This is a genomic window from Rhizorhabdus wittichii (assembly GCF_017607425.1).
In the GTDB taxonomy this organism is placed as follows: domain Bacteria; phylum Pseudomonadota; class Alphaproteobacteria; order Sphingomonadales; family Sphingomonadaceae; genus Rhizorhabdus; species Rhizorhabdus wittichii.
Genome location: NZ_CP059319.1, coordinates 3,506,777 through 3,524,798, shown reverse-complemented (window position 1 = coordinate 3,524,798; position 18,022 = coordinate 3,506,777). Strand labels below are relative to the sequence as shown.

14 protein-coding genes are annotated in these 18,022 nt (G+C 69.2%); 8 read left to right on the top strand and 6 right to left on the bottom strand.

Translation table 11 applies throughout. From position 1 onward, the window contains the following. Positions 1 to 207: 207 nt before the first annotated feature. Positions 208 to 2,787, bottom strand: a complete 2,580-nt coding sequence (gene clpB, locus HRJ34_RS16885) for an ATP-dependent chaperone ClpB (protein WP_208631892.1) — start codon at positions 2,785 to 2,787, stop codon at positions 208 to 210. Positions 2,788 to 3,087: 300 nt separating this feature from the next. On the opposite strand from clpB, the gene HRJ34_RS16880 reads away from it, so the two are divergent. Together HRJ34_RS16880 and HRJ34_RS16875 are read left to right on the top strand one after the other, a co-directional pair. Further along, positions 3,088 to 5,991, top strand: coding sequence for a M16 family metallopeptidase (locus tag HRJ34_RS16880; RefSeq protein ID WP_208631891.1), 2,904 nt, complete (start codon positions 3,088 to 3,090; stop codon positions 5,989 to 5,991). Then, complete coding sequence (locus tag HRJ34_RS16875; protein ID WP_029992577.1) at positions 5,988 to 6,296, top strand: hypothetical protein; 309 nt, start codon at positions 5,988 to 5,990, stop codon at positions 6,294 to 6,296. Before HRJ34_RS16880 ends, HRJ34_RS16875 begins: the two co-directional genes overlap by 4 nt. A 151-nt stretch (positions 6,297 to 6,447) precedes the next feature. Here HRJ34_RS16875 and HRJ34_RS16870 read toward each other — a convergent pair whose 3' ends face one another. From HRJ34_RS16870 to gpmA, 3 genes are all read right to left on the bottom strand, one after another. After that, the gene (locus HRJ34_RS16870; protein ID WP_012049324.1) at positions 6,448 to 7,515 is read right to left on the bottom strand and encodes a 5-(carboxyamino)imidazole ribonucleotide synthase; all 1,068 of its coding nucleotides are present in this window, start codon (positions 7,513 to 7,515) and stop codon (positions 6,448 to 6,450) included. Between the two features lie 2 nt (positions 7,516 to 7,517). Beyond that, positions 7,518 to 8,006, bottom strand: a complete 489-nt coding sequence (gene purE, locus HRJ34_RS16865) for a 5-(carboxyamino)imidazole ribonucleotide mutase (RefSeq protein ID WP_016744134.1) — start codon at positions 8,004 to 8,006, stop codon at positions 7,518 to 7,520. Positions 8,007 to 8,141: 135 nt separating this feature from the next. Beyond that, positions 8,142 to 8,828, bottom strand: a complete 687-nt coding sequence (gpmA, locus tag HRJ34_RS16860) for a 2,3-diphosphoglycerate-dependent phosphoglycerate mutase (RefSeq protein WP_012049326.1) — start codon at positions 8,826 to 8,828, stop codon at positions 8,142 to 8,144. A gap of 128 nt (positions 8,829 to 8,956) precedes the next feature. Between gpmA and HRJ34_RS16855 the strand changes: the two genes are divergently transcribed. From HRJ34_RS16855 to HRJ34_RS16845, 3 genes are all read left to right on the top strand, one after another. After that, positions 8,957 to 9,664 (top strand): dienelactone hydrolase family protein, encoded by a 708-nt coding sequence (locus tag HRJ34_RS16855; protein ID WP_208631890.1) that lies wholly within the window; start codon positions 8,957 to 8,959, stop codon positions 9,662 to 9,664. A 182-nt stretch (positions 9,665 to 9,846) separates the two neighbouring features. Beyond that, entirely contained in the window at positions 9,847 to 12,528 is a 2,682-nt protein-coding gene (gene ppc, locus HRJ34_RS16850; protein ID WP_041379298.1) for a phosphoenolpyruvate carboxylase, read from the top strand. Positions 12,529 to 12,633: 105 nt separating this feature from the next. After that, a complete protein-coding gene (locus HRJ34_RS16845; RefSeq protein WP_208631889.1) occupies positions 12,634 to 13,689 on the top strand; it encodes an NAD(P)H-dependent flavin oxidoreductase in 1,056 nt (351 codons plus the stop codon). A gap of 254 nt (positions 13,690 to 13,943) precedes the next feature. Here HRJ34_RS16845 and HRJ34_RS16840 read toward each other — a convergent pair whose 3' ends face one another. Then, positions 13,944 to 14,714: a methyltransferase domain-containing protein gene (locus HRJ34_RS16840; RefSeq protein ID WP_208631888.1), complete on the bottom strand. Its 771-nt coding sequence runs from the start codon at positions 14,712 to 14,714 to the stop codon at positions 13,944 to 13,946. A 135-nt stretch (positions 14,715 to 14,849) separates the two neighbouring features. Between HRJ34_RS16840 and HRJ34_RS16835 the strand changes: the two genes are divergently transcribed. From HRJ34_RS16835 to HRJ34_RS16825, 3 genes are all read left to right on the top strand, one after another. Next, positions 14,850 to 15,020 carry a (2Fe-2S)-binding protein gene (locus HRJ34_RS16835; RefSeq protein ID WP_012049331.1) on the top strand — a complete coding sequence of 57 codons (171 nt, stop codon included), beginning with the start codon at positions 14,850 to 14,852 and terminating at the stop codon, positions 15,018 to 15,020. Positions 15,021 to 15,225: 205 nt separating this feature from the next. Further along, positions 15,226 to 15,705 carry a bacterioferritin gene (gene bfr, locus HRJ34_RS16830; RefSeq protein ID WP_012049332.1) on the top strand — a complete coding sequence of 160 codons (480 nt, stop codon included), beginning with the start codon at positions 15,226 to 15,228 and terminating at the stop codon, positions 15,703 to 15,705. Between the two features lie 116 nt (positions 15,706 to 15,821). Next, entirely contained in the window at positions 15,822 to 16,070 is a 249-nt protein-coding gene (locus tag HRJ34_RS16825; RefSeq protein WP_012049333.1) for a hypothetical protein, read from the top strand. Positions 16,071 to 16,142: 72 nt separating this feature from the next. On the opposite strand, the gene HRJ34_RS16820 is transcribed toward HRJ34_RS16825, so the two are convergent. Further along, the gene (locus tag HRJ34_RS16820; protein WP_208631887.1) at positions 16,143 to 18,020 is read right to left on the bottom strand and encodes a tetratricopeptide repeat-containing sulfotransferase family protein; all 1,878 of its coding nucleotides are present in this window, start codon (positions 18,018 to 18,020) and stop codon (positions 16,143 to 16,145) included. Positions 18,021 to 18,022 lie beyond the last annotated feature (2 nt).

The window sequence follows — 18,022 nt, the reverse complement described above, 5'->3', positions numbered from 1 at the left end:
GTCATCCCGGCGAAAGCCGGGATCTCACTGCCTTTGCGACATGCCCGTCCTAGAGCGGTTCACGATCTGATTGCATCAGATCGGCCGCTCTAGATTGTTGTTTTGCCGCGATTTCCGAGTCGGCAGATGTTTCCATCTGCCTGGAAATCGCTCTAGGCACGAAGAAAAGGGAGATCCCGACTTCCGTCGGGATGACGAAGGGAGCGCTCACCCCAGCTTCAGCTCCAGCTTCCCGTCGCCCTCGTCGATGCGCAGGGCCGATCCGTCGGGCACCTCGCCCTTGAGCAGCGCCTCGGCGAGCGGGTCCTGCAGATATTTCTGCACCGCGCGCTTGAGCGGACGGGCGCCGTAGACCGGATCATAGCCGACCCGGCCGAGCCAGGCGCGGGCGCCGTCGGTCAGCTCCAGCTTGATCTTGCGGTCCTTGAGCAGCTTGCCGACCCGGCCGACCTGGATGTCGACGATCGGGCCCATATGCTCCTGGCCGAGCCGGTGGAACAGGATGATCTCGTCGAGCCGGTTGAGGAATTCCGGCCGGAAATGGGCGCGGACCACCTCCATCACCTGGTCCTCGACGGTCTCGACCGCCTGGCCCTCGCCGAGATTGGCGAGGAACTGGCTGCCCAGGTTCGAGGTCAGGATGATCAGCGTGTTCGAGAAGTCGACCGTGCGGCCCTGGCCGTCGGTCAGCCGCCCGTCGTCGAGCACCTGGAGGAGCACGTTGAACACGTCGCCATGCGCCTTCTCGACCTCGTCGAACAGCACGACCTGATAGGGCCGCCGCCGCACCGCCTCGGTCAGCACGCCGCCCTCCTCATAGCCGACATAGCCGGGAGGAGCGCCGATCAGCCGGGCGACGCTGTGCTTCTCCATGAACTCCGACATGTCGATGCGGACCATCGCCGAGTCGTCGTCGAACAGGAAGCCGGCGAGCGCCTTGGTCAGCTCGGTCTTGCCGACGCCGGTCGGGCCGAGGAACAGGAAGCTGCCGAGCGGCCGGTTCGGGTCCTGGAGCCCCGCGCGGCTGCGGCGGACGGCGCGCGACACCGCCTCGATCGCATCCTTCTGGCCGATCACGCGCTTGCCGAGCTCGTCCTCCATGGCGAGCAGCTTCTCGCGCTCGCCTTCGAGCATCTTGTCGACGGGGATGCCGGTCCAGCGGCTGACGACCGAGGCGATGTCCTCGCTCGTCACCTCCTCGCGCAGCATCGCGCCCGCCGACGCCGACTGCGCCCCGGCCAGCGCCTTCTCCAGATTGGGGATGACGCCGTAGCTCAGCTCGCCGGCACGGGCGAGATCGCCGCGCCGCTGCGCCTGGTCGAGCTCCATCCGGGCGGCGTCGAGCTGCTCCTTGAGCTTGGCCTCGGCGTTGATCTTGTCCTTCTCGCCCTGCCAGCGCTGGGTCAGCTCGGCCGACTGCTCCTCCAGTTCGACCAGGTCGGCCTCGAGCGCGTCGAGCCGGTCCTTGGAGGCCGCGTCGGTCTCCTTCTTCAGCGCCTCGCGCTCGATCTTGAGCTGGATGATCCGCCGGTCGAGATTCTCGATCTCCTCGGGCTTCGACTCGACCTCCATGCGCAGCCGCGACGCGGCCTCGTCCATCAGGTCGATCGCCTTGTCGGGCAGGAAGCGGTCGGTGATATAGCGGTTGCTCAAGGTCGCCGCCGAGACGATCGCCCCGTCGGTGATCCGCACGCCATGGTGCAGCTCGTACTTCTCCTTGAGCCCGCGCAGGATCGAGATGGTGTCCTCGACCGTCGGCTCGCCGACGAAGACCGGCTGGAAGCGCCGCTGCAACGCCGGGTCCTTCTCGACATATTTGCGATACTCGTCGAGCGTGGTCGCGCCGATGCAGTGCAGCTCGCCGCGCGCCAGCGCGGGCTTGAGCAGGTTGCCGGCGTCCATCGCGCCCTCGGACTTGCCCGCGCCGATCAGCGTGTGCATCTCGTCGATGAACAGGATGATCTGGCCCTCGGCGCCCTTCACCTCGTCGAGCACGCCCTTCAGCCGCTCCTCGAACTCGCCGCGATATTTGGCGCCGGCGATCAGGCTGCCCATGTCGAGCGCCATCACCTTGCGGTCCTTGAGGCCGTCGGGCACGTCGCCATTGGCGATGCGCAGCGCCAGCCCTTCCGCGATCGCGGTCTTGCCGACGCCGGGCTCGCCGATCAGCACCGGGTTGTTCTTGGTGCGCCGCGCCAGCACCTGGATGGTGCGCCGGATCTCCTCGTCGCGGCCGATCACCGGGTCGAGCTTGCCGTCGCGCGCCGCCTGGGTCAGGTCGCGGGCGAATTTCTTGAGCGCGTCATAGCGGTCCTCGGCGCTCGCCGTGTCGGCGGAGCGGCCGCCGCGCAGCTCGTTGATCGCGGCGTTGAGCGCCTCGGCGCGCACGCCGGCCTCGGCCAGCGCCTTGCCGGCCGGGCTGGTGGTGGCGAGGGTCAGCGCCAGCAGCATCCGCTCGACGGTGACGTAGCTGTCGCCCGCCTTCTGGGCGATCTGCTCGGCCTGGTCGAGGACGCGGGCGAGGTCGTTGTCGAGCCCGGGCGTCGCTTGCGCCCCGCTGCCCGACACCGCCGGGATCTTCGCCAGCGCCGCGTCGGTCGCGCGCATCGCGACCGCCGGATCGCCGCCGGCCGCCTTGATCAGCCCGGACGCCATGCCCTGCTCGTCCTCGAGCAGCGCCTTCAGGAGATGTTCCGGGGCGATGCGCTGATGGCTGTTGCGGATCGCCACGGTCTGCGCCGACTGGAGGAAACCCTTGGCGCGGTCGGTGAATTTCTCGAGGTTCATGCCTGATCCCTGTCTTCTCTGTCCGGCGATATGGTGTGACTTTTCTGCAACACAAGTGGTCGAACTCCCCCTCCCTTTCAAGGGATGGGGCCGGGGGGCGAGCGCAGCGAGCATCCTCCTTCGTCCCGTAGAACTCCGCCGAGGGGCATCGAGCCCCCCGGCTCCGTCACCCACCCCTAGCCCCTCCCTTGAAAGGGAGGGGGAAACCACAAAGCCACAAAGCGTATTACGGACATATTGCACCTTGTGCGGCACAGGCTAGACTGCGCCGCAATCCTTCCCCATCCGGAAAGTTCCTCAATGCGCCGCAGCCTGTTCCGTCCCGCCGCCGTCCTGCTGTTCGCAACCGCGCTCTCCGTCCCTTCGATCGCTCCCCTGACCGCCGCCGCCGTCGCCGCCGAGCCGGCCTCGGTCGCGACGCTCGTGAAGGCGGTCGACATCCCCTATCAGGCGTTCACGCTCGACAACGGCCTGCGCGTGATCGTCCATACCGACCGCAAGGCGCCCGTCGTCGCGGTCTCGGTCTGGTATCATATCGGGTCGAAGGACGAGCCCGCGGGCAAGACCGGCTTCGCCCATCTGTTCGAGCATCTGATGTTCAACGGGTCGGAGAACGCCAATGAGGATTTCTTCAAGCCGCTCGAATCGATCGGCGCGACCGACCTCAACGGCACCACCTGGTTCGACCGCACCAATTATTTCGAGACGGTGCCGACCGGCGCGCTCGATCTCGCGCTGTTCCTCGAATCCGACCGGATGGGCCATCTGCTCGGCGCGATCGACAAGGCCAAGCTCGATAACCAGCGCGGCGTCGTCCAGAACGAGAAGCGCCAGGGCGACAACGAGCCCTATGGCCTGGTCGAATATGCCCAGCTCGCCGCGCTGTTTCCCGAGGGGCACCCCTATCGCCACTCGACGATCGGCTCGATGGCCGACCTCGACGCCGCCAGCCTCGACGACGTGAAGAACTGGTTCCGCGCCCATTACGGCCCGAACAACGCGGTGCTGGTGCTGGCGGGCGACATCGACGCCGCGACCGCGAAGGCCAAGGTCCAGAAATGGTTCGGCGACATCCCGCGCGGGCCGGAGACGGCGCGCCCCGACGTGCCGGTGCCGACGCTGGGGGCGCCGGTCGACCAGGTGATGAAGGACCGGGTCGCGCAGACCCGCATCTACCGCAACTGGGTGGTGCCGGGGGTCAACGATCCCGACCTGATCCCGCTCGACCTCGGCATGGACGTGCTCGGCGGGCTCGCCTCGTCGCGGCTCGACAATGCGATGGTGCGCAAGGCCAAGACCGCGGTCTCGGTGACCGCCAGCGTCCAGCCGTTCGAGAAGATCTCGATCGTCGAGGTGACCGCCGACGTGAAGCCCGGCGTCGATCCCAAGCTGGTCGCCAGGCAGCTCGACGACCTCATCGCCGAATTCGTCCGCAACGGCCCGACCGCCGACGAGGTGAAGCGCGCCGCGACCAAGCAGGCGGCGGGCGAGATCGCTGGGCTGGAGACGGTCGGCGGCTTCGCCGGCAAGGCGGTGACGCTGGCCGAGGGCGCAGTCTATTCGAACGATCCCGACAAGTACAAGAAGGACCTCGCCGCCACCGCGGCCGCGACCCCGGCGAGCATCAGGGCCGCGTTGCAGAAATGGCTCGGCCGGCCCGCCTATCGGCTGATGGTCGAGCCGGGCGAGCGGACCGCGTCCGACATGGCGGCGGCCGGCGGCAGCGCGGTCGGCGCGCCGGGCGGCGGCATGGCCCCGCGCTACTATCGCGATCCGAAGTTCGAGGGCGGGGCCGCGGCGCCCGCCATCTCGCAGACGCTGAAGCCGACCGCCGCGGTCGACCGCTCCTCGCCGCCGCCGGTCGAGGAGATCAAGGACCTGACCTTCCCCGACGTCGAGCGGACCACCCTGTCGAACGGCATCAAGGTGGTGTTCGCGCGGCGCACGACGGTGCCGACGGTGCGCGTCTCGGTCGCGTTCGACGCGGGCAATGCCGCCGATCCCAAGGCCAAGCTCGGCACCCAGGGGCTGATGCTGTCGCTGCTCGACGAGGGCGCCGGCAAGCTCGATTCGATCGGCATCGCCGAGGCGCAGGAGCGGCTGGGCGCGCAGATCGCCTCGTCGGCGACGATGGACCGCACCAGCGTCTCGATGTTCGCGCTCAAGGCCAATCTTGCGCCGTCGCTCGACCTGCTCGCCGACATCGTCGAGCGGCCGACCTTCGCGCCGGCCGAGATCGAGCGGCTGCGCGGCCAGATCCTCGCCGGCATCGCCGCGGAGAATTCGCAGCCGCGCGGCATCGCCCGCCGGGTGCTGCCGACGCTGCTCTACGGCAATCTCCACCCCTATGGCGTGCCGCTGTCCGGCAGCGGCACCGCCGAGGGCGTGAAGGCGGTCACCCGCGCCGACCTGGTCGCCTTCCACCAGGCGTGGATCCGGCCCGACAACGCCAGGATCTTCGTCACCGGCGACACCACGCTCGACGAATTGAAGCCGCTGCTCGAGGCGCGCTTCGGCACCTGGGCCAAGCCGGCCGTGGCGAAAGGCGAGAAGCTGTTCCGCATGGACCGCATGGCGCGCCCGGCGCGCATCGTCCTGATCGACCGGCCGCAGAGCCCGCAGAGCTACATCATGGCCGGGCAGCTCCTGCCGACCAAGGGCGTCGACGATCCGCTGGCGCTGATCGCGGCGAACGAGGTGATCGGCGGCAGCTTCCTGTCGCGGCTCAACATGGACCTGCGCGAGAGCAAGGGCTGGGCCTATGGCGCGTTCAGCCAGGCGGCGACCCTGCGCGAGACCATGCCGCTCTACGTCATCGCCCCGGTCCAGACCGACCGGACCGGCGATTCGATCAAGGCGGCGCTGGCCGACATGAAGGAGTTCCTGACCACCAAGGGCGTCGACGCCGAAGAGCGCGAGCGCACCATCAACGGCCAGATCCGCTCGCTGCCGGGATCGTTCGAGACGTCGAGCGACCTGCTCGGCGCGCTCGTCCAGATGGACACGCTGCAGCGGCCCGACGATTATTACGAGAAGCTGCCCGGCCGCTTCCGCGCGCTGACCGCCGCCCAGATGGACGAGGCCGCCCGCGCCGCGATCCGCCCCGACAGCCTGATCTGGGTCGTCGTCGGCGACGCCGCCAAGGTCGAGCCGCAGCTCAAGGAGATCGGCCTGCCGGTCGAGCGCATGGTCGTCGGCCAGTGAGCGCGCCGGTGGGCGCCGAGGTCTGGGACTGCGTGACCCGCGCGCCGTTCGGCGAGCAGGCGTCGGTCTTCACCATCGTCCGCGACGGCGACCGCTTCACCGGCAGCAACGTCGCCGAGATCGGCGAGCTGCCGGTGGTCGACGGCCGGATCGAGGGCGACCGGCTGGTCTGGAAGATGCCGACCCGGAAGCCGATGCCGATGACCCTGGTCGGCAAGGCGGTGATCGACGGCGACCGGCTGACCGGCACCGTCACCATGGGCGCCTTCGGCAAGGCCGAGATGACGGGGACGCGGCGGGGCTGAAGGGCTTCCCTCCTTCTCCTCCTCCTTCGTCATTCCCGCGAAGGAGGGAATCCACCAGGCCGCCTGGTCGTGTCCTTCGTTGGTGCGGGACTCGTTCGCTGGCGGATTCCCGCCTTCGCGGGAATGACGAAGAAAAAGGGGCGACGGGAGCTCAGTCGAAGAACAGCTTGGTCACATGGCCCATCTTGCGGCCGGGGCGCGCCTGGCCCTTGCCGTAGAGGTGGAGGTGCGCGGCGGGATCGGACAGGATCAGGTCCCAGTCGCCCGCCTGGCTGCCGATCAGGTTGCGCATCTCGACGCGCGGCGCCGCCAGCGCGGTCGATCCGAGCGGCAGGCCGCAGATCGCGCGGACATGGTTCTCGAACTGCGAGGTGACGGCGCCCTCGATCGTCCAGTGGCCGCTGTTGTGGACGCGCGGCGCCATCTCGTTGAACACCGGGCCTTCGGCCGTGTCGAAATATTCGATCGCCAGCACCCCGACATAGTCGAGCTCGGCGACGATCTTCGCGGCGAGCGCCTTTGCCGCCGCGACGGTCGCCTCGGGCAGCGCGACGGGGACCGTCGACAGCGCGAGGATGCCGTCCTCATGGACGTTGAGCACCGGGTCCCAGGTCAGCGTCGTCCCGTCCGCGCCGCGCACGATCAGGATCGAGAATTCGCGTTCGAAGCGGACGAAGCCTTCGAGCACCGCCGGCTCCCAGGCGATCGAGGCCCAGGCCTCGTCGGCATCGGCAGCGTCCTTCAACCGGGCCTGGCCCTTGCCGTCATAGCCGAAGCGGCGCGTCTTGAGGATCGCCGGCGCGCCGATCAGCGCGACCGCGGCGTCGAGGTCCTCGCGGCCGTTGACCACGGCCCAGGGGGCGGGGCGCCCGCCGATCGCCTGGACGAAGGCCTTCTCGGTGGCGCGGTCCTGCGCGGTCGCCAGCGCGCGGGGGTGGGGGGCGAGCGGCGTCCGCAGCGCCTCCAGCGGGGCGACCGGGATATTCTCGAACTCATAGGTGACGACGTCGACGCTCTGGGCGAAGGCGTGGAGCGCGTCGAGATCGTCATAGTCGCCGCGCACCCAGCGCGACGACACGTCGGCGGCCGGGCCGCTCGGCTCGGGCGCGTAGATCGCGGTGCGATAGCCGAGCTGCGCCGCCGCGATGGCGAGCATCCGGCCGAGCTGGCCGCCGCCGATGATGCCGATCGTCGAGCCGGGCTGGATCATCGCCGCCATGGTCAGTCGAACGGCTCGACCGCGACGTCGGCGGTCTGCCGCGTGCGCCAGGCGTCGAGCCGTTCGGCCAGCGCCTCGTCATGGGTGGCGAGGATCGCGGCGCCGAGCAGCGCGGCGTTGATCGCGCCGGGCTTGCCGATGGCGAGGGTGCCTACGGGCACGCCGCCGGGCATCTGGACGATCGACAACAGGCTGTCCATGCCCTTGAGCGCCTTGGATTCGACCGGCACGCCGAGCACCGGCAGCCGGGTCATCGATGCGGTCATGCCGGGCAGGTGCGCCGCGCCGCCCGCGCCGGCGATGATCACCTTCAGTCCCCGGTCGACGGCAGAGCGCGCATAGTCGTAGAGCCGCTCGGGGGTGCGGTGCGCGGAGACGACCCGCGTCTCGTGCGGCACGCAGAGCGCGTCGAGCGTCGCGGCGGCGTGGGACATCGTCTCCCAGTCCGAGCGGCTGCCCATGATGATCCCGATCAGCGGTGCTTCAGTCATGCGATACCTCCGGGTTCCTCCCCAAGCTTGCTTGGGGAGGGGGACCGCCGCAGGCGGTGGAGGGGTCTGCGACCCCACCCCTCCACCATGCTTCGCATGGTCCCCCTCCCCTGCAAAGACAGGGGAGGATTTTACTCAGCGCTCCGACAGATAATAGCGGTCCCGCGCCGTCAGGTCGTCGGCCAGCTCGTAGACGATCGGCTGGCCGGTCGGAATCTCCAGCTCGGTGATCTCGTCGTCGGGAATGTGCGACAGATGCTTGACCAGCGCGCGCAGCGAATTGCCGTGCGCGGAGATCACCACCCGCTTGCCCGCCTTCAGGTCGGGCGCGATCCGCTCCTCCCAATAGGGCAGGACGCGCGCGATCGTGTCCTTCAGGCTCTCGGTGCTGGGGATCGCGATGCCGGCGTAGCGGCGGTCCTTCGACAGGTCGAACTCGCCGCCCGGTTCGAGCACCGGCGGCGGGATGTCGAAGCTGCGGCGCCACACCTTGACCTGCGCGTCGCCATGCCTGGCCGCGGTCTCGGCCTTGTTGAGCCCGGTCAGCCCGCCATAGTGCCGCTCGTTGAGGCGCCAGTCCTTCTCGACCGGCAGCCACAGCCGGCCCATCGCCTCCAGCGCGATGTTGAGCGTCTTGATCGCGCGGGTCTGGAAGCTGGTGTAGCACTGGTCGAAGTCGAGGCCCTTGGCGGCCATCAGCTCGCCGGCCGCCTTCGCCTCGGCGATGCCCTGGTCGGTCAGGTTGACATCCCACCAGCCGGTGAAGCGGTTTTCCAGATTCCAGGCGGACTGGCCATGGCGGATCAGGACGAGCGTCGGCATTATTCCCCTTTCAGAGCGACCAAAAGCGGCGGAGCGCGCCTCTTAATCGGCGGTCGTCCTTCTGTCACGCTTGCAATGGCGGGGAACGAGGGCGAAACGCCGAAAAAACGCTGTCGGAGGCAATCTGCATGTCGATCATCACCAAGCCCGTCCGTTACGGCCATGGCGGCGTCACCTTCGAGGCCTATGCGGCCTGGGACGACGCCTCGGCCGCGCCGCGCCCGATCGTGCTGGTCGCCGGCACCTTCATGGGCCGCACCGCCTTCGAGGAGGCCAAGGCGCGCAGCCTCGCCGAGCTCGGCTATGTCGCGGTGGCGATCGACCTCTACGGCCTCGGCCACTGGCCGGCCGATTTCGACGGCGCGCGGGCGGCGATGGGAGCGCTCGACGCCGATCGCGGCCTGCTGAAGGAGCGGCTGCTGGTCGCGCTCGACGCGGCGCAGGGGATCGGCGCGCCGGCCGATCCGGCGCGGGTCGCGGCGATCGGCTTCTGCTTCGGCGGCAAGTGCGTGCTCGACCTCGCCCGCTCGGGCGCCGAGGTCGCCGGGGTGGCGAGCTTCCATGGCCTCTACGACGCGCCGCCCTTCCCGAACGCCGCGATCACGGCGAAGGTGCTGGTCCTGCACGGCTGGGACGACCCTCTCGACCCGCCCGAGACGGTGCTCGGCCTGGCCAAGGAGATGAGCAAGGCCAAGGTCGACTGGCAGGTCCACGCCTATGGCCACACCGTCCACGGCTTCACCAATCCGGCGCGCGAGGGGATGTACAGCCCCGCCGCCGACCGGCGCAGCTGGCGGGCGATGCAGGATTTCCTGGGGGAGCTCTTCACCAACTAGCCGTCACCCCAGCGGAGGCTGGGGTCCATGTCTCTCCTCACCCGCGATGGCATCTGAGAAGAAGACAGACATGGATGCCAGCCTTCGCTGGCATGACGGTTGAGAGGTTGAGCGGCCAAACTCCGGCCGCCGCGACCTCATTTTCCGTTGACCGGGCTTTTATTGCGTCGCAGCATCGCGCGATGTCCAGCACGCCGCCCATCACCCAGAACCCCGACATCCGCTTCCTCGGCCGCCTGCTCGGCGACGTGATCCGCGTCTATGGCGGCGAGGCGCTGTTCCGGCGGATCGAATATATCCGTTCGGCGTCGGTCGATCGGGCGCGCGGCATCGTCGGCTCGCACGAGATCGATTCGGGGCTCGGCGCGCTGACCCTCGACGACACGCTCGCCTTCGTGCGCGGCTTCATGCTCTTCTCGATGCTCGCCAACCTCGCCGAGGACCGGCAGGGCATCGCCGCCGAGCCCGGCGCCGACGTCGCCGCCGCGCTCGACCGGCTGGAGAAGGAAGGCATCTCGCGCGCCAAGGTGGTCGAGATGCTCGACCGGGCGCTGATCGTGCCGGTGCTCACCGCCCACCCGACCGAGGTGCGGCGCAAGAGCATGATCGACCATCGCAACAAGATCGCCGAGCTGATGACGCTCAAGGACATCGGCCGGACCGAGACCGTCGACGGCGACCTGATCGACCAGGCGATCTACCGGCAGATCGCGCTGCTCTGGCAGACCCGGCCGCTGCGCCGCGAGCGGCTCTATGTCGCCGACGAGGTGGAGACCGCGCTCGCCTATCTGCGCGACATCTTCCTGCCGACGCTCCCCGCGCTCTATTCGCGCTGGCAGCGCGCGCTCGGCCACCGTCCGGCGAGCTTCCTGAAGCCGGGAAGCTGGATCGGCGGCGATCGCGACGGCAACCCCTTCGTCACCGCCGATTCGCTGCGCCTGGCTTTGTCGCGCTCGGCCGAGACGGTGATCGGCTATTATCTGCGCGAGCTGCACGAATTGGGCGCCGAGCTGTCGATCTCGACCGAGCTGGCCGAGGTGACCTGGGAGGTCGAGAAGCTCGCCGAGGCGTCGGGCGACAAGAGCTCGACCCGCAGCGACGAGCCCTATCGCCGCGCGATCACCGGCATCTATTCGCGCCTGTCCAAGACCTATGAGAAGCTGACCGGCCGCCTGCCGGCGCGGCTGCCGGCGACCGATGCCGAGGGCGGCGCCTATGAGGACCCCGCCGCGCTGCGCGCCGACCTGGTCGAGATCGCCCATGCGCTCAACCGCACCGGCGCCGACTCGCTCGCCGGCAACGGCGCGCTCGGCCGGCTGATCCGCGCCGTCGAGACCTTCGGCTTCCATCTCGCGACGCTCGACATGCGCCAGAATGCCGACGTCCACGAGCGCGTCGTCGCCGACCTGCTCAGGGTCGCCGGGGTCGAGGCTGACTATGGCGCGCTCGACGAGCCCGCGCGCGTCGCGCTGCTGCGGAGCGAGCTGGCGTCGAAGCGGCTGCTGCGCACCCCGTTCGGCGCCTATGCCGACGAGACGCTGTCCGAGCTCGCGATCGTCGAAGCCGCCGCCGAGGCGCATCGCCGCTACGGGCCCGCGGCGATCACCACCTATCTGATCTCGAAGGCCGAGAGCGTGTCGGACATGCTCGAGGTCAACATCCTGCTCAAGGAGGCCGGGCTGTTCGTCCCCGGCGATCCGCCCACCGCCGCGATCATGGCGGTGCCGCTGTTCGAGACGATCGGCGACCTCGACCGCGCGCCCGAGGTGATGACGCAGTGGTTCGCGCTGCCCGAGGTGGCGGCGATCACCGCCGCGCGCGGCCATCAGGAGGTGATGGTCGGCTATTCGGATTCGAACAAGGACGGCGGCTATCTCACCTCGGTGTGGAGCCTGCACGAGGCGTCGAGCGCGCTGAAGCCGGTGTTCGCCAAGGCGAACAGCGCGATCCAGCTCTTCCACGGGCGGGGCGGCGCGGTCGGGCGCGGCGGCGGGTCGAGCTTCGCGGCGATCCTCGCCCAGCCGCACGGCACGGTGCAGGGCCGCATCCGCATCACCGAGCAGGGCGAGGTGATCGCCGCCAAATATGGCACGCGCGAGAGCGCCGCCGCCAATCTGGAGGCGATGGCCTCGGCCACGCTGCTCGCCACGCTGGAGGAGGACGCGCTCCAGCCCAAGGACGCCAAGCGCTTCTTCGCCGCGATGGACGAGATCTCGGCCAATGCGTTCAAGGCCTATCGCGGCCTGGTCTATGACACCGAGGGCTTCCGCACCTTCTTCCGCCAGATGACGCCGATCGCCGAGATCGCCGACCTCAAGATCGGGTCGCGCCCGGCGAGCCGGACCAAGAGCGACCGGATCGAGGACCTGCGCGCCATCCCCTGGGTGTTCAGCTGGGCGCAGGCACGGGTGATGCTGCCCGGCTGGTACGGCGTCGGCCATGGCCTCAAGGGCTTCAAGGACATCGGCCTGCTGCGCGAGATGCTGGAGGCCTGGCCCTTCTTCCAGTCGACCCTCGCCAATCTGGAGATGGTGCTCGCCAAGTCGGACATGGACATCGCCGAGCGCTATGTCGCGCTGGTCGAGGACGAGGCGATGGGCCGCGACATCTTCGGCCGCATCCGCGACGGCTGGCAACGGACGCAGGAGGCGCTGCTGTCGGTCACGCGGCAGACCCGCCTGCTCCAGAAGAATCCGTCGCTCGACCAGTCGATCCGGCTGCGCCTGCCCTATATCGAGCCGCTGAACCTGCTCCAGATCGAGCTGCTCAAGCGCCACCGCGCGGGCGAGGACGACCCCCGCGTCCGCGAGGGCATCCAGCTCTCGATCAACGCGATCGCGACCGCGCTGCGCAACAGCGGGTGACGCGGAGGGGCGTCATCCCGGCGAAAGCCGGGATCTCCCTTTCTTCGCACGCCGGAAGGAGGCAGTGAGATTCCGGCTTTCGCCGGAATGACGTTGGAGACCATGATGACCCCGCTCGCCGATCGCCTGGGCCTGACGCTGCCGATCATCCAGGCTCCGATGGCCGGCACCTCGACGCCCGCCATGGCGGCGGCGGTGTCCAATGCCGGCGGGCTCGGCTCGATGGGGCTGGGCGCGGTCGACGCCGAGGCCGCGCGGTCGATGATCGCGGCGGCGCGCGGCGCCACCAACCGCGCGTTCAACGTCAACCTCTTCTGCCATCGTCCCGCCGTCCGCGACGCGGCGCGCGAGGCCGGCTGGATCGACCGGCTGCGGCCCCATTTCGCCGCCTATGGCGCCGAGCCGCCCGCGACGCTGGCCGAGATCTATCGCAGCTTCGTCGACGACGACGCGATGCTGGCGATGCTGCTCGACACCCGGCCGGCGATCGTCAGCTTCCATTTCGGCCTGCCGGGCGCCGACCGCATCGCCGCGCTGCGCGACGCGGGCATCATCCTGTTCGCCAGCGCGACCAGCCTTGCCGAGGGCCGCGCGATCGCCGCCGCCGGGATCGATGCGGTGGTGGCGCAGGGCTATGAGGCGGGCGGCCATCGCGGCATCTTCGATCCCGACGGGCCGGACGAGCGGCTCGGCACGATGGCGCTGACCCGGCTGCTGGTCCGCTCGCTCGACCGGCCGGTGATCGCCGCGGGCGGGATCATGGACGGCGCCGGGATCGCGGCGGCGCTGACCCTCGGCGCCGAGGCGGCGCAGCTCGGCACCGCCTTCGTCGGCTGCCCCGAATCCGCGGCCGACCAGGGCTATCGCGCGGCGCTGGCGACGGCCGAGCGGACGGTGATGACGCGCGCCATCTCGGGCCGGCCGGCACGATCGATCGTCAACCGCTTCACCGCGATCGATCCCGATCCGGCCGAGGTGGCGCCCTATCCGGTCGCCTATGACGCGGGCAAGACGCTCAACGCCGCCGCCAAGGCGAAGGGCGAGGCCGGCTATGGCGCGCAATGGGCGGGGCAGGCGGCCCCGCTCGCGCGCAGCATGCCGGCGGCCGAACTGGTCGAGCTGCTCGGCGAGGAGATGCGCGCCGCCCTTGCCGCAGGGTGATGCGGAGCCTTTGCCGGTCTCGCGGGTTGGACCCCCCACATGGTGGAGGACCCGTTGCGATGCGTTCTATCCTGCTCTGGCTGATCGGGGTTCCGATTCCCCTCATCCTCCTGCTGGCCTTCTGCACCCATCATCTCTGAGCGCGCGCCGGTTAGAGCGGTTCACGATCCGATTGCATCGGATCGGCCGCTCTAGATTGCTGTTTTACCGCGATTTCCGAGTCGGCAGATGTTTCCATCTGCCTAGAAATCGCTCTAGCGGGCGCGCAGCAGGCAGAAGCCGATCCGGTAGGTGACGCGGCGCGGCCCGGCGTCGAAGCGCGCCATCGCCCGGCGCAGCGCGGCGGGCGGCAGCGGACGATGGCCGGGCGCGGCGGTGCCCGCGCCGATCGTCTTGAGGCCGTGCAGGAAGGCGCGGGCGTCGGCCTGCGGCTCGGGCAGGTCGGCGATCGAGACCTCGGCCGCGAGTCCCGCCGGGGCCATCGCCGCCAGCGCGGCCGCGCCCGGATAGGCGGGGATGCCCGACGGCAGCCCCTCGGCCGCCAGCGCTTCCGTCCATTCGGCGAGGCTTCGCTCGGCCATGGTCGAGAAGGCGATCGCGCCGCCGGGCGTCAGCAGCGCGGCGAGCCGGTCGAGCGCGCCGGGCAGGTCGGCGAACCATTGGAAGGCCATGCCCGAGGCGATCAGGTCGAACCGGCCGATCGCCGGGTCGACCGCCTCGCCGTCGATCACCCGATAGTCGGCGTCGAGGCCGAGCCCGGCGCGGGCGCGCTCGACCATCGCCGGCGCGACGTCGCTGATCGTCCAGCGCGCCGGCCCGATCGCGCGGTCGATCGCGCGGGTCAGGAAGCCGGTGCCGCAGCCCAGCTCCAGGATGCGCGGCTTCGAAGGGAGCGGCAGCGCCGCGATCCGTTCGGCCAGCCGTTCGGCCGCCGTCCGCTGGACCAGCGCCGCCGCTTCATAGCCGTCGGCTCCGCCGAAAGCGGTGGCGATTCGCGCCCTGCGCCGGGGATGGGAGTCGGCCATCGGCGCGGGGCCTAGGGCTTGTGCGCCGACAAGGGAAGCCCGTCTGCAAAATCGACGGGCCGTGGGGTCTCCGTTCGCGATCTCTATTGATAGTCAGTTGCAATAGCGCTATCTGACGATTCGAAGAGGTGCCGCATGGTTGTGTGTGTCTGCAACGCGATCAAGGAAAACCAGGTGCGCGACGCCGTCCGCAAGGGCGCGAGCTGTCCGCGCAGCGCCTATGAGGCGCTCGGGCGCCGCCCCCGCTGCGGCCAGTGCCTTCCCTTCGCCCGTTCGATCATCGACGAGGAAAGCGTCGGCGCCTGATCGCAGCGAGCGACGATGTTCGAAAAGGCCGCCTCCGGGCGGCCTTTTTCGTTCTTGCGAATGAAGAGCCATAGTTGGATTGCGAATGACTATTGCTCTCAAGTAATTCTTTTATTTAGATTTTTTCGGAACAATATTCATCCACCCTCTTTTCATCGCCGTCAAGCTCGCCTAGTAGCGGCGATGATATTCCACGGAGGCCGACATGAAGGGTGATCCCAAGGTCATCGACATTCTCAACGAGACGCTCAAGAACGAGCTGACCGCGATCAACCAGTACTTCCTGCACTATCGCATGCTCAACCATTGGGGCGTCGCGAAGCTGGCGAAGTTCGAATATGAGGAATCGATCGACGAGATGAAGCATGCCGACCGGCTTGCCGAACGCATCCTGTTCCTCGACGGCCTGCCCAATTTCCAGATGCTCGGCCGGCTGCGGATCGGCGAGACGGTCGAGGAGATCCTCAAGGCCGACCTCGCGCTGGAGAACGACGCGCTCCCGCAGCTTCGCGACGGCATCGCCTATTGCGAGCAGGTCCGCGACTATGTGACCCGCGACCTGCTCCAGTCGATCCTCGAATCCGAGGAAGAGCATGTCGATACGCTGGAGACCCAGTTCGAGATGATCGAGCGGATGGGCATCCAGAACTACATCCAGCTCCAGTCGAAGGCCGCCGAGGAATAAGCCGAACGATCGGGGCGAAACGCGCGCGATTTCCCCGCGATGGATGCAAAAGCGGATGACCGGCCATGGGCTCCGTGTTATTCCGGTGCTACACGTCTATTTGGGAATCACGCCTGATGAAGTCGCTTGCTTATCTTGCTTTGATCGCCACGGCCGGCCTGTCGTTCGCGGCCCATGCCGAAGAGCCGAACCAGAAGGCCGACAAGAGCAATCCCGACCGCATGATCTGCCGTTCCGAGCCGGTGATCGGCAGCCGCCTGGCCAAGACCAAGCGCTGCATGACCAAGGCGCAGTGGGACGAGGACCGCCGCCTCACCCGCATGCAGCTCGAACAGAACCAGGGCGGCCGCTACAAGAACAACTGATCCGCGCGAAAAGGGCCGGGACGTCGATGATGTCCCGGCCCTTTTCCGTTCGCGGTCGCCGACCGGCGAGGTTCAGACCCGATAGCCCATCCTCTCGGCCCACGGGGCGAGGGTCGGCAGGATGTCGGCCATCCGCGACCGATAGCGTTCCCAGCGGCCGATCGCGCGGTTGTAGATCGGCTCTGTGACCTGCGCGTAGCTGGCGGTGCGGATATGCTCGCGCCGGGCCGCGCTGCCGCGATTGTCGAGCACGGCGTCGTCCCAGGCGATGCCGAGGAAGTCGAGCAGCCGGCGCATCTCCCCTTCCAGATCCTCGATCATCGTCTCGTAGCGAATCCGGCAGACGTCGATCGGCAACAGCGCCTCGGCCCGCGTCCAGGCGGTCGCGGCCGCGTCGTAGAGCCTCGCGGCGCCCTCCAGCGAGGTGAAGCTCAGCATCGCGGGGTTGAGCTCGAAGCTCGACATGAACCCGCTCAGCACGCAATCGCACGGATGCCGTTCGACGAAGATCACCTTGGCGTCGGGGAACAGCCGGTGGATCATGGCCATCCGCGCCATGTGCAGCGGGAATTTGTCGACGATCCGCTGCCCCGGCGCGGGCGGCGCGAGGCCGTCGAGCGTCTCGAAATAGGTGCGGCGTAGCGCATTGGCCTCGGCGTCGGTCAGGCTGTCCAACCGATCGGGATCGCCCATCGCGCGCTGCACCGTGCGGACGACCGGCAGTTCCTCGAGCACATGGAGCGAGGGGATGTTCATCAGCAGCGTGTCGAGCAGCGTCGTCCCCGAGCGCGGGAAGCCGACCAGGAAGATCGGCGCGGGTGGGGCGGGATCGATCTCCACCTTGCTCCACGCGGCGATCCGAGCCGGCGTCAGCCGCTCGCCATTGCCGACGATCTCGTCGATGAAGGCGGGGCCGAGAGCCTCGGGATGTGCCTGGGCGCGGGCGGCGGCGTTCATCGCCGAGAAGGCCTCGAAGGCGAGGTCGGTGTCGCCGGTCCGGTCGGCGAGCTCGCCGATCAGCTGGTTGCGGCGGACCGGATTGATCGTCGCGGGAACCTGGCGGGCGACGGCGAGCGCCTCGGCATGGGCGCCCTGGCGGCGCAGCGCGGCGGCCTCGATGAAGCCGGCTCCCTCGGCCGCGCCGATGCCCTTCGTCCGAGCCGCGTCGGACAGCGCCGCCAGCGCGTCGACCTTGTTGAGGCTGTCGAGCTGCATGGCGAGGTCGAGCCAGGCGGGGGTGAAGCCCGGGGAGAGGTCGATCGCGGCGCGATAGGCCCGCTCGGCCGCGTCGAAAGCGCCGAGCGCGGCCTCGGCCAGGCCCAGTTCGGCGCGGATCTCGGCATTGTCGGGGATCGCGGCGGCGGCGGCGCGCAGCAGTTCGGCGCCGTCCTCGGGCCGCTGCAGCCCGGCGAGCAGCTTGGCGAGGTTGAGATAGGGCAGCGCGATGTCGGGGCGGAGCGCGATCGCCGTGCGCAGCGGCGCCTCGGCCCGCTCGCCATGGCCGGTCGCGGCGTAGAGGTTGCCGAGATTGTTCCAGCTCTCGAAATCGTCGGGCAGCGCCGCGACCACCGCCTCATAATCGGCGACCGCGCGGTCGAGATGGCCGCGCTGATGCTCGATATAGGCGGACAGGCGCAGCATCTTCGGATCGCGCTCGCCCCCTGCGCAGGCCTCGGCCGCCTCGTCGAGCGCGCCGGTCTCGATCAGGGCGCGGACCAGGTTGTTGCGGGTCGACTGGTCGCCGGGGGCGAGCTTCAGCGCCTCGCGCAGCCGGGCGATGCCGCCGGGCAGGTCGCCGGTCCGGCAGGCGAGCATGCCGGCGAGCGCCAGCAGCGGCTGATCGGCGGGCAGCGAGCGCAATATCTGCTCGGCCGCGGCGCGGGCGCCGGGCAGGTCGCCGATCTTGATGCGGGCGAAGATCGGTGAAAGATGCGGCGGCGGCAGGGTCATGG